Here is a 20,506-nt window from a genome sequence, read left to right on the forward strand (position 1 = left end):
GGCCGCGACGGCGGCGGCCGGGAGCAGCAGGACGGCGGCGGTGGCGAGGGCGGCGGCGGAGACGATCTTTCGGAGCAGCATGGCTGCACCTCCGGCGGGAGGTACCCGGCGAACCGGGGAGACGGGTGGGGTGTCCGATCGACCGTGGGACGATGATGCGGGTAGTGATTCAGGAACGTCAATGGCAAGTTACGCCTCGGTAACCCGTTGTTCCATCCGGGGCACAAATCGGCAAAACGGGCACCGCCGCTCCGCAGAGGACATCCGGTGGCACCGGCGGCCGTTGCGGCGTACCGGATCGGGCGCCGCGCTCCCCCTACGCCGCCGGCAGTGATGGCATGCTCGGGCCGTGCGCCGGACACACGACGAGCGGCTGCGGGTGATGCCCTGGTGGCTGGTGCTGGTCGGCCTGCTGCTCGCCGCGCTGCTCGGCTGGCTGGTGCTGGACTGGCTGCTCGACGAGGCCGACCAGGCCACCCGGGCCGACACCCGCGCGGCGCTACGGATCGACGCGATCCGCACCGGGCTCACGGTGGTGGCCGGCACCGGCGGCGGGCTGGCGCTGCTACTCGCCGCCCGTCGACAGTGGATCAGCGAACGCGCGCAGCGGCACCAGGAGGCCGTCGCCGGCCAGGACCAGGCGCACCGGGAGCGGGTCCAGGCGCACGCCGAGGCGGTCGCCGAAGCCGGGCAGCGCCACCAGGAGCGGCAGGCCGAGGCCGCCGAGCACGACGCCGCCGAGCGGCGGCTGACCGAGCTCTACACCCGGGCGGTCGAGCTGCTCGGCAACGACAAGGCGGCGGTACGCCTCGGCGGGCTGCACGCCCTGGAGCGGCTCGGTCAGGACAATCCGGCGCAGCGACCGACGATCGTGGCGGTGCTCTGCGCGTACCTGCGGATGCCCCCACCCGACGACGACGCGCGCGAGACGGAGGTGCGCCGCACCGCGCAACGGGTGCTCACCCGGCACCTGCGCGCGGACGACGAGAGCTGGTGGCCGGGGGTCAGGCTGGACCTGAGCGGCGCCCGGCTCGACGGGTTCGACGCCGGCGGCTGCACCCTGGTCGACGCGGACCTGACCGGTGCGGTCTGCGCCGGCACCACCAGCTTCGCCGGCGCCACCGTACGCGGGCGGCTGGCGCTGGGCGCGGTGTTCGAGGCGGCGGTCTTCGACGACCTGGCCGGGGACGCGGAGATCCTGCTCGACGGCGCCCGCTTCACCGGCCCCGCCAGCTTCGACCGGGCCGACGTCGGCGGGGGTTTGTCCTGCCGGCGGGCGAGCTTCGCGCGGGTGTCGTTCCGGGGCGCCACGTTCCACCGCCCGGCGAGCTTCGACGGCACCCGCTTCGGCGGCAGTACCTCCTTCCGGGAGGCGGTCTTCCACAGCGGACTCTCCATGGAGCACGCCGAATTCGCCGGGTACGTCGGGTTCCGCCAGGCCCGGTTCGCCGACATGGCCCTGTTCCGCTGGACCGAGTTCACCGGCGAGACCTGGTTCGAGCGGGCCCGCTTCGAGGGGGCGGCGAACTTCGGCCGGGCCCGCTTCGGCGGCCGGGTGAGCTTCGAGGACGCCACACTGAGCCGCCGGCCGCTGGTCGACCAGGCCCGGGCGGTGGCGGCCGTCCCGCACGTCTGGCCCGCGGGCACGACCGTCGAGCGCCTCGACGACGAGTGGCTGGTGTTGCTCGACCGCTGACCATCCCCGGCCACCCCGCCGGACCGGGTGGGTTCACCGTCGACCACCGCGGAGGTGGGTAGGCTGCGCAGGTGACCGAGACCATTGAGGACAGCCCCGTCGGCTGGGTCGCCAGCCACGTCCGTCGCTACCTAGAGACCGACGGCGCCGACGGCGGGAAGTACCACGGTTACGACGCCCTGCTGCTCACCACCCGGGGGCGCCGCTCCGGCACGCTGCGACGTACCGCGCTGATCTACGGCCGCGACGGTGACCGGTACCTGCTGGTCGCCTCCAACGGGGGCGCGGAGCGGCACCCGAACTGGTACCTGAACCTGTGCGCCGACCCCGAGGTCCGGGTGCAGGTCGGCGCGGAGCGTTTCCCGGCCCGGGCCCGCACCGCCACCGCGGCGGGACGTCCCCGGCTGTGGGAGCTGATGACCGAGGTCTTCCCGACGTACGCCCGCTACCAGCAGCAGACCGACCGGGAGATCCCGGTGGTCATCCTCGGCCGCGTCTGACCCCGGCCCTGCCGGCCCGAGCACGGCCCGCGCTCCCGATCCCGGTGGGAACCGCTCCCGAAAGGGCGTTGCCCATCGGGATCTGCAACGCCGGCACCGTCAGCGGAGCACGCGCAAGGCCAGCAGGTCGGCGCAGTAGGTGAGCGGCACCAGCAGGAAGCAGACCAGCACACCCAACATCGGATACCGGGGTGGCGTGCCGGCGACGACGGCGGGCCGGCCCCAGCGGCCGAGCACCAGCCAGCCGGCGACCAGCGACACGGCGGGCAGCCCGGCGCACATCCAGACGTAGTGGGTGCCGAGGTCGATCACGCCGGCCCCGGAGCCGAACAGCAGGGCGAGCATGAGCAGCACCCCGACCCCCACGGCGGCGAGGTAGACGGCCAGCGCCCGGGCCGGCGACGACCACGACGGCAGCAGCACCGGGCGTTGGGCGAGCAGTTCGGCCTGCTGCCCGTGCCGGTCGGCCTCGTCGGCGTAACGCCGGGCCAGCTCCAGCTCCATCGCCGGGTCGACCTCCGCCGGGGCCGCCACCCCGGCCGGAACCCCGGAGCCCGGCGGCGTGCCCGATGTGGACGGCAGGCCCGCCGGCGGCGCGGAAACCGGTGTCACGGGCGGCGCGGAAGCCAGGCCCGTGGGCGGCGCGACGGCCGGGCCCGCGGGCGGCCCGGAAGCGGGTGTCACCGGCGGGGCCGGCGCCGGGCGGGGCGGCGTGGCGGGTGGAGGCAGGCCGGTCGCGCGGCCGAGCTGGTCGAGGCGCTGCCCCTGGGCGGTGAGCCGGTGCTGGAGGTAGTCGGCGGTGGCGTGCAGGTTGCGCCGGCGCTCGGCCTCGGCGGCCCGCCGCTGCTCGGCCAGCTGCCGGGCCAGCGCCGCGTACTCGGCGAAGGTGGACACAGCTCAGTCCTCCCCGCACGGTGGGTGCCCGTTCCGGGTGTACGGGACGATCAGCCGGATGCGCTGGTCGTGCCGGTCGACCAGCAACGCCCGGTCGGGCCGCGGCGGGTATCCCGGGTCGGGCACGCCGAGGTGCAGCCCGAGCTCGGCGCCGGGCACGTTCAGCGCGACCAGGCAGGCGACGTCGTCGCGATGCGCACCGCCGAGGTCGCCGGCGAGCGCGCGCAGCCCCCGCCACCAGCCGAGCAGGTGCACCCCGTGCGCCGGCCCGGCCCGCAGCAGGGCGCGCAGGTCGTCGTGGCCGGAACGGAAGGTCTGCGGGTCGGCCACGGCGAGCAGCCCGCTGGCGGCGTCCACGCCGAACACGACGAGATAGGTGCGCCCGGCCGGCGACGTCCGCGCGGCGAGGGCGGCGACGTGCTCGCGCAGCCCGGTCGCGTCGAGCCGCTCGACGGCGTGGCCGACGGCGGTGAGCGTGGCGGCGGTGTCGTCGGCGGTCGGGTCCGCGGCGGCGACCAGCGGGGCGACCAGGAACCGGGCGTCACCGGGGGCGTGCTGCCGGGCCAGGCTCAGGGTGGCCGCCCGCAGCACCTCGGCGGCGGTGCCGGCGGCGCCCACCACGGCGAGGTGCCGGCCCGGGGTGGCGTCCATGATGAACAGCGCGGAGGTGCCGTCCACGTCGACGGTGCGCCCCACCAGGGCCAGCGGGCGCCGGCCACCCGGGCGCAGCCCGGCGAAGGTGGGATCGTCCTCGACCTGCGCCGTCTCGCACCCCTTGAACACCGATGGTGGGCCCGCGCCCGCCGGGCGGGCCTGCCACAGCTCGTGGCGTAGCCGGGCCAGGTCGGCCGCCGCGGCGTGCGCGTCGGGGAGGCGGACGACCGTGTCCGCGCCGGGCGCCCCCGCCGCGGTGTTGACCACGGCCGAGCCGATCGGCAGGGAGGAGCCGGCGTCGTTGCGGGGGTCGAGCACGCCGGCACCGCCGGGCAGCGCCACCCGGAGCGCGAACTGCCCGTGGATCGCCTCGGCCCGGCCGTGGAGCGCCTCGACGCCGGTGGCGCCCTGGCTGGCCAGCACCAGGTGCACACCGTGCGCGCGGCCCTTGCGGGCGAGCTCGTTCAGCAGGTCGACCGACTCGCGGGCCAGCGCGTCGTTGCCGGCGAGCAGCAGGTGGAACTCGTCGATCACCGCCACGACCCGCGGCACCGGGGGGTCACGGGGCAGGTCGGCGAGCGTGGTGACGCCGTGGCGCCGGAGCGTGGCGGCCCGCCGGTGCAGCTCCCGGCGCAGCTCGCGCAGCACCGCGACGCCGTACTCGCGGTCGGACCCGATGCCGACGGCCCGGGCGTGCGGCAGCCAGAACGGATCCCCGGCGGTGGGGACGAACTCGGTGAAGCTGCCGCCCTCCGTGAGGTCGAGCAGGTAGAGCTGGAGCTCCGCCGGGGAGTAGCGGGCCGCCAGCCCGTAGAGGACACCGAGCAGGAAGCGGATCCTGCCGGCGCCGCTGCGCCCGGCGACCAGCCAGTGCGGGGTGGCGTCGTCGAAGGCGGCGGTGAACAGGTCCCGGCCGGCCCGCCCGACCACCGTGCGCAACCCGTCGCCGGCAAAGGAGGCCCAGCGCCGCGCCGGCAGCAGCTCCGCGAGGCCCAACGCGTCGCCCTGCCCGGCGGCGGTGCCCAGGTGCTCGGCGAGGGCGGCCAGCGAGGCGGCCGGCGGGTCGCCGTCGAGCAGCACCGGGGCGGCCAGGCCGGAGCCGTCGTCGCTGAACGGGGCCCCGGGCGGATCGCCGACCTGCGCGTACCGCTCGGTCAGCCGCAGCGCGGTGGCGGCGCCGAGCGGCGGCGCCGGATCCGCCGACACGGTGGGGGGATGGCCGGCGCGCAGGACGCAGACCGCAGCGCCCGGCCCGGCGTGGGTGAGCACGGCGAGCCGGGCCGCCTCGCGCGGCGGGAGCGCCGACGCGGCGACCACCAGCAGCAGCTCCTGGTCGGGGCGGTCGGCGTGCCGGGCGGTGCGGGCGTGCCGTTCGACGGCGTCGAGCAGGGCGGTGACCTCGGTGCCGCTGGTGGCCGGCGGGTCGAGCACGCCCGCGTCGACCAGCGGGCGCAGCGGCCCGAACGCGGCGCCGAGCGCGACGGTGTCGATGCCGGCCACCCGCATCCCGCCCGGCGGCGCGGCGGCGAGCAGCCGCAGCACCAGCGCCCGCAGCAGCCCGGCCACCCGGGGGTCACGGGCGTCGGCGTCGACCGTCAGGTGATGGCCGCCGCCCAGCGGCACCACCACGGGAAAGCCACCGTCGGGGGTGGACGCCTCGCCGACGCGCACCGGCACCGGGGTGCGGGTGACCAGGGTGGCGCCGGGGGCCGGGGTGGCGAGCGCGCCGCCGAGCCGCGCCAACCGGGCGACCAGGTCACCGGCGCCGGCTGGCCCGCCCGGGGCGGCGCCGTCGGCGAGCACCCGGCGGGCCCGGTCGAGGTGCCCCCGGGCCGCCCGGTGGGCCGCGGCCGCCTGCCCGTATGCCGACGCGAGCCTGCCCACCGTCTGCTCCCTCGCCGTCGGCCGGATGTTCCCGGCAAACCCTAACGGAACCGGGCATCACCGCCACAGTGGCGAACCGGACGCGTCGCGGGACACGCCGTCAGGGTTGGGCCCCGGTGGCCGGGACGGCAGCGCAGATGGGCGGGGCCGGCCGGTCAGCGGCGCCGCAGTGGAACACCTCGACCGGCCCGGTCGCCACCTCCGGGACGCGCTCCACCCGCATCAGCGAGATCCGCTTGTCCACCGGCTCGCCCGAGTCGGGGGTGTACCGGATCAGCCCGGCCACGCCCGGGTACCCCTGGCCGGCGTTCTGCCGCAGCACCTCCGCGTGCACGCCGACCGGGTTGACCGCCGTCGGCTCCCAGCGCTGGCGGGGGTCGGCGTGGTGCAGCCGGGCGGCCAGGCTCTCCACCGCCCGGACCATCATCATCGCCGCGTCGTAGGCGAGGCTGACCCGCTCACCGACCTGGTGCGGCTGCTCCGGCCGGCAGCGCGGCGGGTCGAGCAGGTCGTCGGCCTGGATCCAGGTCAGGAAGCTGGCCCGGGCCTCGTCGCGGCGGGCCTGCGCGGCCCGCAGTGCGGCGCAGGTGCCCAGCGCGGCCTTGGAGACGTAGGTGACCGGGATGTTGCCCGGGGCGGACGCCCGCAGCCCCGGGTTGGCCATGTACCGGTTGACCGAGTCGTCGCCGACCAGGTGTGCCGGCGGGTTGTCGCCGCACTCGCGCAGCGCCCGCAGGAAACCGTCGAACTCCGACCAGCGGCCGGCGTAGAAGAGCAGCCCCGGGTAGCCGCACTCCGCGATGAGCCGGCGGCCGGGCCGCCACTCCTCCAGCCGGGTGATCCGGGTGCCGAACCGCTTCCTGAGCCCTTCGACCAGGGTGTTGACGTAGAGGTCCTCCGTCAGCGAGCTGCCTTCGCCGGTGGTCCAGTAGACGTGCGCCTCGTCCACCTTGAGCACCTGCCGGGCGTACGCCTCGACCATCCGGGCCTGGTCGGTGTTCGGGGCCGAGATCTGCAGGTAGAGCCGGGAGTTCGCGTCGAGCCGGTCGGCGGAGAGCGTCGGGGCGAGCACGGGCAGCCCGACGCGGTTGAGTTCGCGCATCGCTCGGGCGGTGCTGGTACGGCTGTCCACCAGGCCGACCACGCCGAGCACCGTGGGGTCGTCGCGGGCCAGCTCGGCCAGCATCGCGACGGCCCGCCCGGCGTGCCGCATCTGCCGGCCGCCGTTGGCGACGACGATCCGCAGCAGCGCCGCCCCGTCGGCGCCGGCCGACTCCTTCAACAGCGCGTACTGCGCGGTCGCCATGCCCTCCAGTTCCTCGCGTTCGGAGACGTACGACTCCTCGTCCGCCCGGGTCCGGTTGCCGGTGAGCGTGCCGAGATAGACCAGGGTGAGGTAGGGCCGGCGCCGGTCGCTGCGCTCCCAGACCTCCTCGGCGGCCCGGTTCTGCGCGAAGATCCGCTCCTGGATGGTCCGCAGCCGCTGCTGGCCGGGGTCGTTGTTGAACACCTGAGCGGCGCTGTCGCTGTAGCCGATGCACTCCCCCTCGACCAGTTCCACCGCCACCCGGCCGCCGCCGACCGACGGGTGACAGCCCGGCCCCCACCGGGTGGCCGCCCACGCCGTGCCCGCGGCCAGCACCACCAGGCAGAGCGCGGCCGGCAGGAAGCGCCGCGACCACCAGGGCGGCTCCGGCGCGGTGAAGGGACGCAGGCCGCCGCGCGGCGGCGGGCCGGTCTCGGCGGCGGCCGGCCGCAACACCACCAGCCAGGCGGCGGCGCGGCGCAGCCGCCGCATCTCCGGCAACGCCTCGGCCCATTCGTCGTACGCCTCGTCGGCCTCGTCCAGGGGATGCGGCTCGGGCAACTCCGGCGGCGGTCCGTCGCCGGCGACGACGACCAGCAGCGGGTCGTTGCGCCCGGTCTCGTTGCGGACGTCGTTGAGCAGCCGGATCAGCACGTGGCCGACGCCGCCGGGCGCCACGTGGTCGAGCAGCAGCGCCGGGTACGCGGTGCGCCGCCAGTCGGCGGGGCGCCACAGCCGCCGCCGGTAGGCCTGCCGCAGATCCTCAAGGAAGGCGTGCAGCAGCAGCTTGTTGACCTGGTCGGGCTGCTCGCCGTCGCGCCAGCCAGCGGTGAGCCGCTCGGCGAATCCGAGGAAGGTGACCGACTGCCGGGGGGCCAGGTACTGCTGGCGCATGAACCACCGGTAGTGCCGCCCGACCAGCGGCACCCGGCCGGAGACCGCCACCCGGAAGAGCGCCCCCGGCACCGCCCGCCGGACCAGCCAGAGCAGCACCTGGGAGACGACGGCGATGGCGTCCCCGCCGGGCGGGACGGGCTCTCCGGCGGCCCGCGCGCCGCGCCGGTCGCGCAGCCGGCGTACCAGCGTCGAGCGGCCCTCCTCGGCGTCCACCCCGAAGCTGAGGCTCTGGTGCATCAGCCAGTCGGCGAGCGGGTAGTGGCGGAACCGCAGCCGGGCCACCCCGAACGCCTCCAGCGACAGTTGCCGGTGCAGCTCCCGCAGCAGCATGGACACGTCCGTGCCGGGGGGCTGCGCCGCGACGTCGAGCACGGCGTGCGGCACCCGCCGGCGCTGCCCCTGGGCGAGGAAGCGGCGCAGCAGCGCCATCAGGTCGGGGCCGGCGCCGGTGTCGCCGTCGGGACGCACCAGCCACAGCAGCGGCAGCCGGCGGTCGCCGCGCCGGGGCCGGCGCAACAGCCGGGCCAGCAGCGCCACGAACTCCAGGCCGCCGGCCGGCAACCGGTCCCGGCCGGGTGGGGACTGTTTCTGACCGGTCGACTCCCGCATCGACATCCCCCGATCATGGCGCGCCGTGTCCGTCCAGTCCACCCAGTGTCGCCGTCCGGAGCAAGCGTCGCGGCCGGCGGTCCCGTCGGACCACCGGATCGTCACCACCGCCGGCACCACCCGTCGCCGGCGCTACCGGGGTCAGCCGGACCAGGGGCAGTCGGCCTGCTGGCTGCCCGGGCGGGTGGTGTCCGTCAGCCGGGAACGGCGGCGGGCACGGTGCGGCGCGCAGGCCGGACACCGGTGCCCCCCAGCACCGAACCGGCCGGCGGCCCGCCGGGCCGGCACGGGCCGGGTGCCGGGGAGGACGATCCCCGCCGAGAGCGCGGTCGGGGCGGGCCGGACGGCCCGGACCATGGTCGACGCGGGTCGGACGACGCGGGCAGCCGTCGAGGCGACCCGGCGGACCGGGCGCCGCACCGCCGGCGCGGCCAGCGCCCGGCTGATCCGGCGGCGCAGCCGGCGATCACGCAGCCGGTCGAGGGCGAGCGCCGCCACCGCGGTGGCGAGCACCGAGACCGCACCGGCCAGCACCAGGGTCTCCCGGGGCCCGGCGTGTTCGGACAGCCAGCCGAGCAGCGGCGCGCCGACCGCCGCGGAGACCGAGCCGGTCACCGCCAGGGCGGCCAGCACCCGACCGCGCATCGCGTAGTCGGTGTCGAGTTGGGCCCGGGCGCCGACGGTGGTGTCGATGACCACCGCCGCGGCGGCGACCGGCAGGATCACCGCGGCGAAGCTCATGGTGCCCGGGGCGAGCCCGGCGACGATCTGCAGCCCGCTGGCCAGTAGGCCGGCGCCGACCAGGACGCCGTAGCCCAGCTCACGCCGGCGCGCGGCGGCCAGCGCGCCGAGCACCGTGCCGACGGCGAAGACCGTGGAGAGCAGGCCGTAGCCGGAGGCTCCGCCACCCAGCGGCCCGTCACTCATCGCCGCCATGGTCACCTGGTAGTTGCGCCCCAGGCTGCCGAGTACGAACGACAGCGCGAGCGCGACAAGCACCACCGGCTGGCGGAGCAGGTAGCGGAAACCGGCCGCGATGCCGCCGGTTGCCGGCACCGGGTCGGCCGCTGGCTCCCCGGCGTGCAACTCCCGCTCGCGTACGGCGAACAGGGCCGCCACCACGGCGACGAAGCTGGCGGCGTTGATGCCGAAGAGCAGCGCGGGGCCGACGGCGGCCACCACGACGGCGCCGACGCTCATGCCGAGGATGCGCCCGGCGGAGTTGGTCAGCGAGCCGAGCGCCAGGGCGTTCCCGAGGCTCTCCCGGTCCACCAGCGTCGAGTACCAGCGGCCCATCACCGGGCCCTCGATCGCCGAGACCGCACCGGTGACCAGCGAGATCGCGTAGATCGCTGGCAGGCCGCCCGCGCCGGTGACGGCGACCACGGCCAACCCCGCCGCGAGGGCCGCGTGGGCCGCCTGGGCCGCGATCAGCAGCGGCTTCCCCGGCAGCCGGTCGGCCAACGCCCCGCCCCAGACGCTGAGCAGCAGCGTGGGGAGGGCCTGGAGCAGCACGGCCAGGCCCATCGACGTCGCCGAGCCGGTCTCGGCGAGCACGTACCAGTTGACCCCCAGGACCTGCATCCAGGTCCCGATGACGGACACGAACCCGGCGGCGGCCCAGATCCGGTAGTTCCGGTGGCGCAGCGCGGCGAACACGACAGATCCCCCCGTGGGAACGGCGACATGACGGCACCGGACCCTGGAGGCGGTACGGCAGCGGCCAAGTCTGGCCGCAGTTAAACCGATGTGCCCTAGTTCGTGAGGCGACTCACGCGGCGCCGCCCCGGCCTGTGCGGGCCGGGGCGACGCCCCGAACGGGTCGGGCGGGTCAGCGCGCGGCGAGCGGCTGGGCCGCCGGGTCCACCGGGGCCGGGAGCCGGCCGGCCCCACCGAGGTACCCGTGGATGGCAGCGGCCGCGGCCCGGCCCTCGGCGATCGCCCAGACGATCAGCGAGGCGCCCCGGTGCATGTCACCGGCGACGAAGACGCCGTCGGCCCCGGTCTGCCAGTCGGGCCGGGCGTCCACGGCCCCCCACGCGTTGCGGGTCACCCCGAACTGGTCGAGCAGCGGCTGCTGCTCGGTGCCCTCGAAGCCGATCGCCAGCAGCACCAGGTCCGCGGGGAGTTCCCGCTCGGTGCCGGGCAGCGCGGTGACGATCCGCCGGCCGTCCCGCTTCTCCACGGTCACCTCGGCGATCCGGACCGCCCGCACCTGGCCGGTGCCGTCGTCGACGAACTCCTGCACCGCCACCGCGAAGACCCGCTCGCCGCCCTCCTCGTGCGCCGGGTAACTACGCAGGACCCACGGCCACGTCGGCCACGGGTCCCGGGCCTCGTCCCGGGCCTGCGGCGGCTGCGGGTAGAGGTCCAGCTGGTGTACGCCCGCCGCGCCCTGCCGGTGCGCCACGCCGAGGCAGTCGGCGGCGGTGTCGCCGCCGCCGATGATCACCACGTGCTTGCCGGCGGCGTCGATCGGCGTGCCGTCGGGCAGTACGGCCGGTGCCGGCCGGCCGGCGCCGGCCGCGGCGACCACCCGGTTCGCGGCGACCAGGTGCTCCATGGCGTGGTGCACGCCCCGCAGCTGCCGTCCCGGGGTCTGCGGGGTGTCCCGGCCCTGCAGCGCGCCGCAGGCGAGCAGCACCGCGTCGTGCTCGGCGCGCACCTGCTGCGCGGTCACGTCGACGCCGACGTTCACCCCGGTGCGGAAGCGCACCCCCTCCGCGGCGAGCTGGGCCAGCCGCCGGTCGATGTGCCGCTTCTCCAGCTTGAAGTCGGGGATGCCGTAGCGGAGCAGCCCGCCGACCGCGTCGTCGCGCTCGTACACCGTGACGGCGTGACCGGCGCGGGCCAGTTGCTGGGCGGCGGCCAGGCCGGCGGGCCCGGAGCCGACCACGGCGACCGACCGCCCGGACGGCGCCGGCACCGGGCGCGGCAGCAGCCCGCCCCGCGCCACCGCCGCGTCGGCGATCTCGACCTCGACCTGCTTGATGGTGACCGGCTCCCCGCCGGCGATGCCGAGCACACAGGCGGCCTCGCAGGGCGCCGGGCAGAGCCGTCCGGTGAACTCGGGGAAGTTGTTGGTGGCGTGTAGCGACTCCACCGCGGCGTCCCAGTTGCCGGTGCGGACCAGGTCGTTCCAGTCCGGGATGCGATTACCCAGCGGACAGCCGGCTGTGACGCTGTGGCAGAACGGGATGCCGCAGTCCATGCACCGGGTCGCCTGCTCCCGGACCAGCTCCTCGCCCGCCGGCCGGTACACCTCCCGCCAGTCGGTGATCCGCACCGGCACCGGCCGGCGGGCCGGCATCCGCCGGGGGTAGCGCAGGAAACCGTTCGGGTCAGGCACGAGCCACCTCCTGGGCGACCGCCCGCGGGGCGGGCGGCACCGGCAACGCCGGCTGAGCGGGCGCGGTGAGCGCACTCATCACCGCGTCGTCGACGTCGTGGCCGGCGGCTTCGGCGGCCCGCATGATCTCCAGCACCCGGCGGTAGTCGCGGGGCACCACGGCGGTGAACTCCGCCACCGCCTCCGGCCAGCGCTTGAGCAGCTCCTCGGCGATCGCCGAGTCGGTCTCGGCGAAGTGCCGCTGCACCAGCTCGTGCAGCAGGGCCTGCTCCTCCTCGCGCAGCGGCGCCAGGTCGACCAGTTCGGCGTTGACCCGGCGACGGTCGAGCCGCCAGACGAAGGCCGTACCGCCGGACATGCCGGCGGCGAAGTTGCGGCCGGTGGGGCCGAGCACCACCACGGTCCCGCCGGTCATGTACTCGCAGCCGTGGTCGCCGACGCCCTCGACGACGGCCACCGCGCCCGAGTTGCGCACCGCGAACCGCTCCCCCACCCGGCCGCGCAGGAAGACCTCACCCGCGGTGGCCCCGTACAGGATGGTGTTGCCGCCGATGATCTGGTCCTCCGCCCGCCGGCCCGGCGCGGCGTCGCTGTGGACGAAGGGCGCCGCGGCATCCGGGCGGACGACGAGGCGCCCGCCGGAGAGCCCCTTGCCGACGTAGTCGTTGGCGTCGCCGTGCAGCCGCAGGGTCACCCCGCGCGGCAGGAACGCGCCGAACGACTGCCCGGCGGTGCCGCGCAGGTCGAACTCGATCGTGTCGGCCGGCAGGCCCGCGCCGCCGAAGCGGCGGGTCACCTCGCCGCCGAGCATCGCGCCGACGCTGCGGTGCTCGTTGCGCACCGCCACCTCGACCCGTACCGGCGTGCCGTCGCGCAGCGCCGGCCCGGCGAGGGCGATCAGCTCGTTGTCCAGCGCCAGCTCCAGGCCATGGTCCTGCGGCCGGACGCCCCGGCGGGCGGCCCCGGCGGGCAGCTGCGGCAGGTGCAGGACGGGGCTCAGGTCGAGTCCGTTGGCCTTCCAGTGCGCGATCGCCGGGGCGACGTCCAGCAGCTCGGTCTGCCCGATCGCCTCCTCGATCGAGCGCAGCCCCAGCTCCGCGAGATAGCCGCGGACCTCCTCGGCGAGGAACAGGAAGAAGTTCTCCACGAACTCCGGCGTACCGGTGAAGCGTTCCCGCAGCACCGGGTTCTGGGTGGCGATGCCGACCGGGCAGGTGTCCAGGTGGCAGACCCGCATCATCACGCAGCCCGAGACGATCAGCGGGGCGGTGGCGAAGCCGAACTCCTCCGCGCCGAGCAGCGCCGCGACGAGCACGTCCCGGCCGGTCTTGAGCTGGCCGTCGACCTGCACGGTCACCCGGTCGCGCAGCTTGTTGAGCAACAGCGTCTGCTGCGCCTCGGCCAGCCCCAACTCCCACGGGGTGCCGGCGTGCTTGAGCGAGTTCAGCGGGGACGCCCCGGTGCCGCCGTCGTGGCCGGAGATCAGGATGACGTCGGCCTTGAGCTTCGCCACGCCCGCCGCGACGGTGCCGACGCCGACCTCGCTGACCAGCTTGACGTGCACCCGCGCGGCCGGGTTGACGCATTTCAGGTCGTGCACCAGCTGGGCGAGGTCCTCGATGGAGTAGATGTCGTGGTGCGGCGGCGGGGAGATCAGGCCGACGCCGGGGGTGGCGTGCCGGGTACGGGCGATCCACGGCCAGACCTTGTTGCCCGGCAGTTGGCCGCCCTCGCCCGGCTTGGCGCCCTGGGCCATCTTGATCTGCAGGTCGTCGGCGTTGACCAGGTACTCGCTGGTCACCCCGAACCGGCCGCTGGCGATCTGCTTGACCGCCGAGCGGCGGGCCGGATCGTGCAGCCGTTCGACGTCCTCGCCGCCCTCGCCGGTGTTGGACTTGCCGCCGAGCCGGTTCATCGCGATGGCGAGGGTCTCGTGCGCCTCGGCTGAGATCGACCCGTACGACATGGCGCCGGTGGCGAACCGCTTGACGATCTCGCTGGTTGGCTCGACCTCCTCGATCGGCACCGCCGGCCGCACCCCGGTACGCAGGGTGAACAGCCCGCGTAGCGAGCCGGCCTTCGCGGCCAGCTCGTCGACCTTGGCCGTGTACCTCCGGAAGATGTCGTACTGCCGGCTGCGGGTGGCGTGCTGGAGCAGGAAGACCGTCTCCGGGTTGAACAGGTGCAGCTCGCCCTCGCGGCGCCACTGGTACTCGCCGCCGACCTCCAGCCGCGGCGTCGCCTCGGCGCCCGGCGCCGGCCAGGCGAGCGCGTGCCGGGCCGCGACCTCGGCGTGGATGCCGTCCAGGCCGATCCCGCCGATCGTGCTGGGGGTGCCGCGGAAGTAGCGCTGGACCAGCCGGGTGTCGAGCCCGACCGCCTCGAAGACCTGCGCCCCGCAGTACGACGACACCGTCGAGATGCCCATCTTGGACATGATCTTCAGGACGCCCTTGCCGAGCGCCTTGACGTAGTTGCGGATCGCCGTGGCCGGTTCGACGCCGACCAGCACGCCGGTGGCGATCATGTCCTCCACCGACTCGAACGCCAGGTACGGGTTGACCGCCGCCGCGCCGTAGCCGATCAGCACCGCGGCGTGGTGCACCTCCCGGCAGTCGCCGGACTCCACGATCAGCGCCACCTGGGTCCGGGTCTGCTCGCGGACCAAGTGCTGGTGCACCGCGGCGGTGAGCAGCAGCGACGGGATCGGGGCGAGGTCGGCGTTGGAGTCGCGGTCCGACAGCACCAGGATCCGGACGCCGTCCTCGATCGCCTCGGAGACGTGCCGGCAGATCTCGGTGAGCCGGGCCTTGATGCCGGCGCCGCCCTCGCGTACCCGGTAGAGCCCGGAGACCCGGACCGCCTTGAAGCCGGGCAGGTCGCCGTCCTCGTCGATGGAGAGGATCTTGGCCAGCTCGTCGTTGTCGATCACCGGGTACGGCAGCACGATCTGCCGGCAGCTCGCCGGGCCCGGGTCGAGCAGGTTGCCCTCCGGGCCCATGGTGGACGCCAGGCTGGTCACCAGCTCCTCCCGGATGGCGTCCAGCGGCGGGTTGGTCACCTGGGCGAAGAGCTGGTGAAAGTAGTCGTAGAGCAGCCGCGGCCGGGTCGACAACGGCGCGATCGGGGTGTCGGTGCCCATCGAGCCGATCGGCTCGGCGCCGCTGCGCGCCATCGGCGCGAGCAGGATCTTCAGCTCCTCCTCGGTGTAGCCGAAGGTCTGCTGGCGGCGGCGGACCGAGTCGTGGGTGTAGACGGTGTGCTCGCGGGCGGGCAGGTCGGTCAGCTCGATCAGCCCGGCGTGCAGCCACTCCTCGTACGGCTGCGCGGCGGCCAGCTCGGCCTTGATCTCGTCGTCGTGCACGATCCGGCCGGCCACGGTGTCGACCAGGAACATCTTCCCCGGCTGGAGCCGCCCCTTGGCGACCACCCGGGCCGGGTCGAGGTCGAGCACGCCCGCCTCGCTGCCGAGCACGACGAGCCCGTCGTCGGTGCGCCACCAGCGCCCCGGGCGCAGGCCGTTGCGGTCCAGCACCGCGCCGACGATCTCGCCGTCGGTGAAGGCCACCGACGCCGGGCCGTCCCACGGCTCCATCAGGCTGGCGTGGAAGCGGTAGAAGGCGCGCTTGTCCGGCCGCATGTCCGGGTCGTTCTCCCACGCCTCGGGGATCATCATCAGCACCGCGTGCGGCAGGCTCCGCCCGGCCAGGTGCAGCAGTTCGAGGACCTCGTCGAAGTTGGCCGAGTCGGAGGCGGCGGGGGTGCAGACCGGGAACACCCGGCGGATGTTGCCCGGCAGGTTCGGGGTGCGCAGCAGCGCCTCGCGGGCCTGCATCCAGTTGCGGTTGCCCCGGATGGTGTTGATCTCGCCGTTGTGCGCGATGAACCGGTAGGGGTGCGCCAGCGGCCAGGACGGGAAGGTGTTGGTGGAGAACCGGGAGTGCACCAGCGCGATGGCGCTGTCGACCCGCTCGTCGGTCAACTCGGGGTAGAAGGCCGGGAGCTGGTCGGGGGTGAGCATGCCCTTCCAGACCATGGTCCGCCCGGACAGCGACGGGAAGTACGCCGGCACGCCCCGCTCGGCGGACTCCCGCTCGGCCTGCTTGCGGACGCAGAACGCCACCCGCTCCAGCTCGATGCCGCGCAGCGGCGACCCGGCCGGCCCGGCCGGCGAGTCGGTGAGCCGGTGCGCGGCGAGGAAGAGCTGCCGGACCCGGGGCATCGCCGCGAGCGCCGTCTCGCCGAGGCCGCCCGGGTCGGTCGGCACGTCCCGCCAGCCGAGCACGTCCGCCCCCTCGACCAGGGCGTACTTCTCCACCACCTGGCGGGCGCGGGCCTCGGCGGTGGCGTCGTCGGGGAGGAAGACCAGGCCGGTGGCGTACTCGCCGGCCGGCGGCAGCGGAAAGTCGACCACCGCGCGCAGGAACGCGTCCGGCACCTGGATCATGATGCCCGCGCCGTCGCCGGTGTTCGGTTCCGCGCCCCGGGCTCCCCGGTGGTCCAGCCGGCACAGCGCGTCGAGGCCGTTGCCCACGACCGCGTGCGACCGCCGCCCGTGCAGGTCCGCCACGAACGCCACGCCGCAGGCGTCATGCTCCTGAGCGGGGTCGTAGAGGCCGGTCGCGGGCGCGCCCGGGCCGCGGTGCGGGGCCTGCTGCGGGCTGCTGTGAGGGTACGGAAAGGCCACCGGGCCTCCTGTCGTCGCTCAGGGTGGATCACGGTCGGGACGACGTCGGCCCTTATGGGACTATTGAGTCTACGTTAGGGCGGCCCGCGCAAGGCCAGTGCGGATTGATCACACCTTCCAGAGTTTGGGACGTGTAGTCTCGCGCGGTGGATCCCAAGCACAAGGACCTGTTCGACCGGTTGGAACGCTTCTACGACGCGGTACCCCGCGACGCCGCCCGGATCGAGGAGTACGGGTCCCTGGTGCTCTTCGTCCGCGACGGGGCCGGTTGGCCGTTCTACGCCCGGCCGCGGCGGGACACCACCGGGCCGCCCTCCCTGGCCGATGTGTCGGCGGTACGCGAGCGGCAGCGGGAGCTCGGCCTGCCGGAAGCCTTCGAGTGGGTGCACGAGACCACCCCGGACCTGCTCGCGGTGGCCCGCTCGGCGGGGCTGTCGGTGCTGGAGGCCCCACTGATGGTGCTCGACCCGGCCGCCCTGCCGGACCCGGCCGCGCTCGGCGGCGTACCGGTGCGGTTACTCGACCCGGCGGCGCCGGGCTTCGCCGCGGACGTCGCCGCCCGGCGGGCCGTCGCCGCCGTGGGATTCGCCGCCGCCGGCACCGAGCGGAGCGAGGCGGGCCCCGCCGAACGCGACGCCGCGGTCACCGAACTCGACGTGGCGGCGCTGGACGAGGAGCGGGCCCGAATCGCCGACGGCCGCCGGCTGTCCGCGCTGGCCGGCACCCCGGCTGACGGCGCGCTGGCCAGCGGGATGGCGATGCGGGTCGGCGACGTCGCCGAGATCGCCGGGGTCGCCACCCTGCCGGTCGCCCGCCGGCGTGGCCTCGGCGCGGCGGTGACCGCCGCGCTGGCCCGCGAACTGCTCGCCGCCGGCACCGACCTGGTCTTCCTCTCCGCCGGCAGCGAGGAGATCGCCCGGGTCTACCTGCGGGTCGGCTTCCGCCGCATCGGCACCGCCTGCATCGCCGAACCCGCCCCCGTCCTCCCCTGACCCCGCCGCACGCGAGCCGGCTGGGTCAGGTCGGGGGGCGCCACTGGGCGGCGGAGGCCGCCGCGCTGGAGAGCAGGCGAGGGGTGAGGGTGCCCAGGGCCGCGTCGCGGGCGCGCAGGGCGAGCCGGCCGCGGGTCTGCAGCACCGCCGACATGCGGCGGGCCTGCCGGACCACGGTCGCCGCGCGGGGCCGGCGTACCCGGTCGTACGCGGCGACAGCGTCGGGCAGCCGGGACTCGCGCAGCAGCGAGGCGAGGGTGGCGGCGTCCTCGAAGGCGAGGCAGGCGCCCTGGCCGAGGTGTGGCGGCATGGCGTGGGCGGCGTCGCCGAGGAGCACCACCCCGCCCGGGCCGGCCGGGAAGGCGTACGAGCGGGGCAGCGGACGCAGCTCCCGGATCTCCTGCTGCACCAGGTCGGCCGGGTCGGTGGCGTCGAGCAGGTCGGCGATCGGCGCGGGCCAGCCGGCGTACCAGCGGCGCAGCAGGGCCAGCTGGGTCTCCGGCGGCTCCGGCCGGGACGCCCCGGCGGCGGTGGCGACCCAGTAGATGCCGCCCCGGCTGGAGCCGCCGGAGGAGCCCCGCTCGCCCAGCGACGCGGCCACGAAGCGGTACCCGGCGCCGAGGACCTCCCCGCCGACGGACCGGTCGGCGGGCAGCGTGGGAGCCCGGTACCAGGGGATCACCGCCCGCCAGGCGGCGCAGCCGGAGCTGACCACCACGGCACCCGGCGCGAGTTGCTGGCGGATCACGCTGTCGGTGCCGTCCGCGGCGACCACCAGGTCGGCCTCGACGCTGTGCCGGCCGTCGCCGACCGCCGGGCGCTCCCCGGCACCGGCGCGGACCGTCCGCACGGTCACCCCGGTGCGCAGCTCGACCCCGTCCCCCAGGCCGGCGATCAGCGCGTCGTGCAGGTCCTCCCGGTGCACCACCACCGGCGTCCGGTCGGCCGGCGTGGGGCGCGGCTGCACCAGCCAGTGCCCGTCCGGGCGGCGCACCCCACCGTCGGGCAGCGGCGTGGCGATCGCCTCCAGGCCGGCGCCGAGGCCCAGGGCGCGCAGCGCGCGTACCCCGTTGGGCCAGAGGACGACGGCGGTCGGCTCGGGGCGGACCCGGTCGGCCCGCTCCAGGAGGGTGACCCGCCAGCCGGAGCGGGCCAGCGCGCCGGCGACCGCGAGGCCGCCGATCCCGGCGCCGACCACCACCGCGCTACGCATCGGTGCCGCTTCCCGGCTCAGCTGTCGCGGTCGGCGGGGCCGGCGGCCCCGGCCCGGTCGCCCCGCGTGGACCCGTCCCCGGCGTCGGTGTCGGCCGCGCCCGCAGGCTCGTCGGGCCCGGCCGCGCCCCGGTCGGCCGGGCCGCCGAGCGCCTCGTCGGCGCCGTCGGTGGACGCCTCGTCGGCGCCGGCGACCGGCTCGTCGGTGCCGGGGCCGTCGACGGGCGCCTCGCCGGTCTCCCGCCAGTGCCGGTACTGCTCCTCGCCGACCACCCGGTAGCCCTCGGGCGCGACCGGGCGGGAGCCGGCCTCCCGGGCGGAGAGGTCGACCTGGGAGACGTCGGAGTCGACGGGCGGGGCCGGCGCGGCGGCGGCGCCGACCGGGATCAGGTATTCGCGGGGGCCGTGGACGCGTACGAAGTAGGCCAGCGCGCCGAGGAAGACCAGGGCGGCGGTCCAGACGTTGAGCCGGACGCCGAGGATGGTGTTCGCCTCGTCGGTGCGCATCAGCTCGATCCAGAACCGGCCGGCGGTGTAGCCCATGACGTAGAGCGCGAACGCGCGGCCCCGGCCGAGCCGCAGCTTACGGTCGAGGACGAACACCAGCGCGGCGACGCCGACGTTCCACAGCGCCTCGTAGGCGAAGGTCGGGTGGTACAGGCCCGGTTCGAGGATCGGCCGGCCGGCCTCGTCGCGCAGCGCCTGCCCGGGATTGTCCGGGTCCATCCGGTGGATCTCCAAGCCCCAGGGCAGCGTCGTACGGCCCCCGTAGAGCTCGTTGTTGAACCAGTTGCCGAGCCGGCCGATCGCCTGGGCCAGCGGCAGGCCGGGGGCGAGCGCGTCGGCGACCACGGCGAACGGGATGCCCAACTGCCGGGCGGCGATCCACGCGCCGAGCGCGCCGCCGGCGACCGCGCCCCAGATGCCGAGACCGCCCTCCCAGATGGCGAACGCCTTCATCGGGTCGCCGCCGGTGCCGAAGTACTTCTCCGGGGAGGTCACCACGTGGTAGATCCGGGCCCCGATGATGCCGGTCGGGACCGCCCAGACCGCGATGTCGAGCACCGCGCCCGGGGCCACGCCACGCTGACGCAGCCGCCGTTCGGTGACCCAGCAGGCCACCACGATGCCGAGGATGATGCACAGCGCGTACGCCCGGATCGGTACCGGTCCGAGCTGCCAGACGGCGGTGCTGGGACTGGGCAGGGCCGCCTGGGGGGTCAGCGAGGCGAGGGTCACGGGTGCACACGCTACCGCTGCGGACCCCTCCGGCGGCACCCCGGTCCCGGCGCCGGGCACGAAGCTCGCTGACTTCTGGTTTGCACGGCCGTAGGCTCTTTGTCCATGAGCGCGCTCACCTGGGCCGTCGCCGCGGTCGTCACCGACGGCGCCGGCCGGGTGCTGCTCTGCCGGCAGGGCGAGCGCCGGTACGCGCTGCCCGGCGGCCGGCTGCGCCGCGCGGAGAGCCCGGTGCACGCGGCGGTCCGCGACGTCCGCACCGAGACCGGGTGGGACATCGAACTGGTTGACATGGTGGGGCTCTACCACCTCGCCGAGCCATGCCCGGCGCCACCCGCCGGCCGCGCCGGGCCGGTGCCGGACGTGCTGGTGCACGTGTTCCGGGCCCGCGTGCACGCCAACCGGCCGGTGGCCGGGCCGGCGGAGGGCTGCCGGCTCTCCTGGCACGACCCGGCCGGGCTGCCCGACGCGGTCACGCCCACCACCCGGGCGGCGGTCGCCGACGCGGTGGCCGGCCGCTCCGGCCTGCTGCGCACCTGCGCCGCCGCTGCCCGCCCGCCGGAACAGCGCGCCGACCAGTCCCCCAC

12 protein-coding genes are annotated in these 20,506 nt (G+C 75.8%); 4 read left to right on the top strand and 8 right to left on the bottom strand.

Annotation, left to right across the window (positions count from 1 at the left end):
* The first annotated feature begins 349 nt into the window (after positions 1 to 349).
* Both C1I99_RS15205 and C1I99_RS15210 read left to right on the top strand, forming a co-directional pair.
* Positions 350 to 1,696 (top strand): pentapeptide repeat-containing protein, encoded by a 1,347-nt coding sequence (locus C1I99_RS15205; protein ID WP_111134875.1) that lies wholly within the window; start codon positions 350 to 352, stop codon positions 1,694 to 1,696.
* 71 nt (positions 1,697 to 1,767) lie between these two features.
* The gene (locus tag C1I99_RS15210; RefSeq protein ID WP_111134876.1) at positions 1,768 to 2,196 is read left to right on the top strand and encodes a nitroreductase family deazaflavin-dependent oxidoreductase; all 429 of its coding nucleotides are present in this window, start codon (positions 1,768 to 1,770) and stop codon (positions 2,194 to 2,196) included.
* Positions 2,197 to 2,295: 99 nt separating this feature from the next.
* Here the strand turns inward: C1I99_RS15210 and C1I99_RS15215 are convergent, their stop codons facing one another.
* From C1I99_RS15215 to gltB, 6 genes are all read right to left on the bottom strand, one after another.
* A complete protein-coding gene (locus tag C1I99_RS15215; RefSeq protein WP_111134877.1) occupies positions 2,296 to 3,090 on the bottom strand; it encodes a hypothetical protein in 795 nt (264 codons plus the stop codon).
* Positions 3,091 to 3,093: 3 nt separating this feature from the next.
* Complete coding sequence (locus C1I99_RS15220; RefSeq protein ID WP_111134878.1) at positions 3,094 to 5,628, bottom strand: FtsK/SpoIIIE domain-containing protein; 2,535 nt, start codon at positions 5,626 to 5,628, stop codon at positions 3,094 to 3,096.
* A 100-nt stretch (positions 5,629 to 5,728) separates the two neighbouring features.
* Positions 5,729 to 8,446 carry a type 1 periplasmic-binding domain-containing protein gene (locus C1I99_RS15225; RefSeq protein WP_233512511.1) on the bottom strand — a complete coding sequence of 906 codons (2,718 nt, stop codon included), beginning with the start codon at positions 8,444 to 8,446 and terminating at the stop codon, positions 5,729 to 5,731.
* Between the two features lie 135 nt (positions 8,447 to 8,581).
* The gene (locus C1I99_RS15230; protein ID WP_233512512.1) at positions 8,582 to 10,099 is read right to left on the bottom strand and encodes an MFS transporter; all 1,518 of its coding nucleotides are present in this window, start codon (positions 10,097 to 10,099) and stop codon (positions 8,582 to 8,584) included.
* A 172-nt stretch (positions 10,100 to 10,271) separates the two neighbouring features.
* Complete coding sequence (locus tag C1I99_RS15235) at positions 10,272 to 11,789, bottom strand: glutamate synthase subunit beta (RefSeq protein WP_111134879.1); 1,518 nt, start codon at positions 11,787 to 11,789, stop codon at positions 10,272 to 10,274.
* Positions 11,782 to 16,476: a glutamate synthase large subunit gene (gltB, locus tag C1I99_RS15240; protein ID WP_111134880.1), complete on the bottom strand. Its 4,695-nt coding sequence runs from the start codon at positions 16,474 to 16,476 to the stop codon at positions 11,782 to 11,784. Before gltB ends, C1I99_RS15235 begins: the two co-directional genes overlap by 8 nt.
* A 146-nt stretch (positions 16,477 to 16,622) precedes the next feature.
* On the opposite strand from gltB, the gene C1I99_RS15245 reads away from it, so the two are divergent.
* Positions 16,623 to 17,468, top strand: coding sequence for a GNAT family N-acetyltransferase (locus tag C1I99_RS15245; protein ID WP_111134881.1), 846 nt, complete (start codon positions 16,623 to 16,625; stop codon positions 17,466 to 17,468).
* A gap of 25 nt (positions 17,469 to 17,493) precedes the next feature.
* Here the strand turns inward: C1I99_RS15245 and C1I99_RS15250 are convergent, their stop codons facing one another.
* Together C1I99_RS15250 and lgt are read right to left on the bottom strand one after the other, a co-directional pair.
* Positions 17,494 to 18,681: an FAD-dependent oxidoreductase gene (locus tag C1I99_RS15250; protein WP_111134882.1), complete on the bottom strand. Its 1,188-nt coding sequence runs from the start codon at positions 18,679 to 18,681 to the stop codon at positions 17,494 to 17,496.
* 17 nt (positions 18,682 to 18,698) lie between these two features.
* On the bottom strand, positions 18,699 to 19,919 hold the full coding sequence (gene lgt / locus C1I99_RS15255) for a prolipoprotein diacylglyceryl transferase (protein ID WP_111134883.1): 1,221 nt from the start codon (positions 19,917 to 19,919) through the stop codon (positions 18,699 to 18,701).
* A gap of 105 nt (positions 19,920 to 20,024) precedes the next feature.
* Here lgt and C1I99_RS15260 point away from each other — a divergent pair.
* The coding region (locus tag C1I99_RS15260; protein WP_111134884.1) for an NUDIX hydrolase at positions 20,025 to 20,506 on the top strand (482 nt) is incomplete at its 3' end.

Origin of the sequence: Micromonospora deserti, from assembly GCF_003236335.1 — a bacterium.
GTDB classification, from domain to species: domain Bacteria; phylum Actinomycetota; class Actinomycetes; order Mycobacteriales; family Micromonosporaceae; genus Micromonospora; species Micromonospora deserti.

What these genes read in the sequence shown, in the direction of transcription:
- C1I99_RS15225 (WP_233512511.1), bottom strand. Translation starts at nt 8,446, where the DNA reads ATGTCGATGCGGGAGTCGACCGGTCAGAAACAGTCCCCACCCGGCCGG.
- C1I99_RS15250 (WP_111134882.1), bottom strand. Translation starts at nt 18,681, where the DNA reads ATGCGTAGCGCGGTGGTGGTCGGCGCCGGGATCGGCGGCCTCGCGGTC.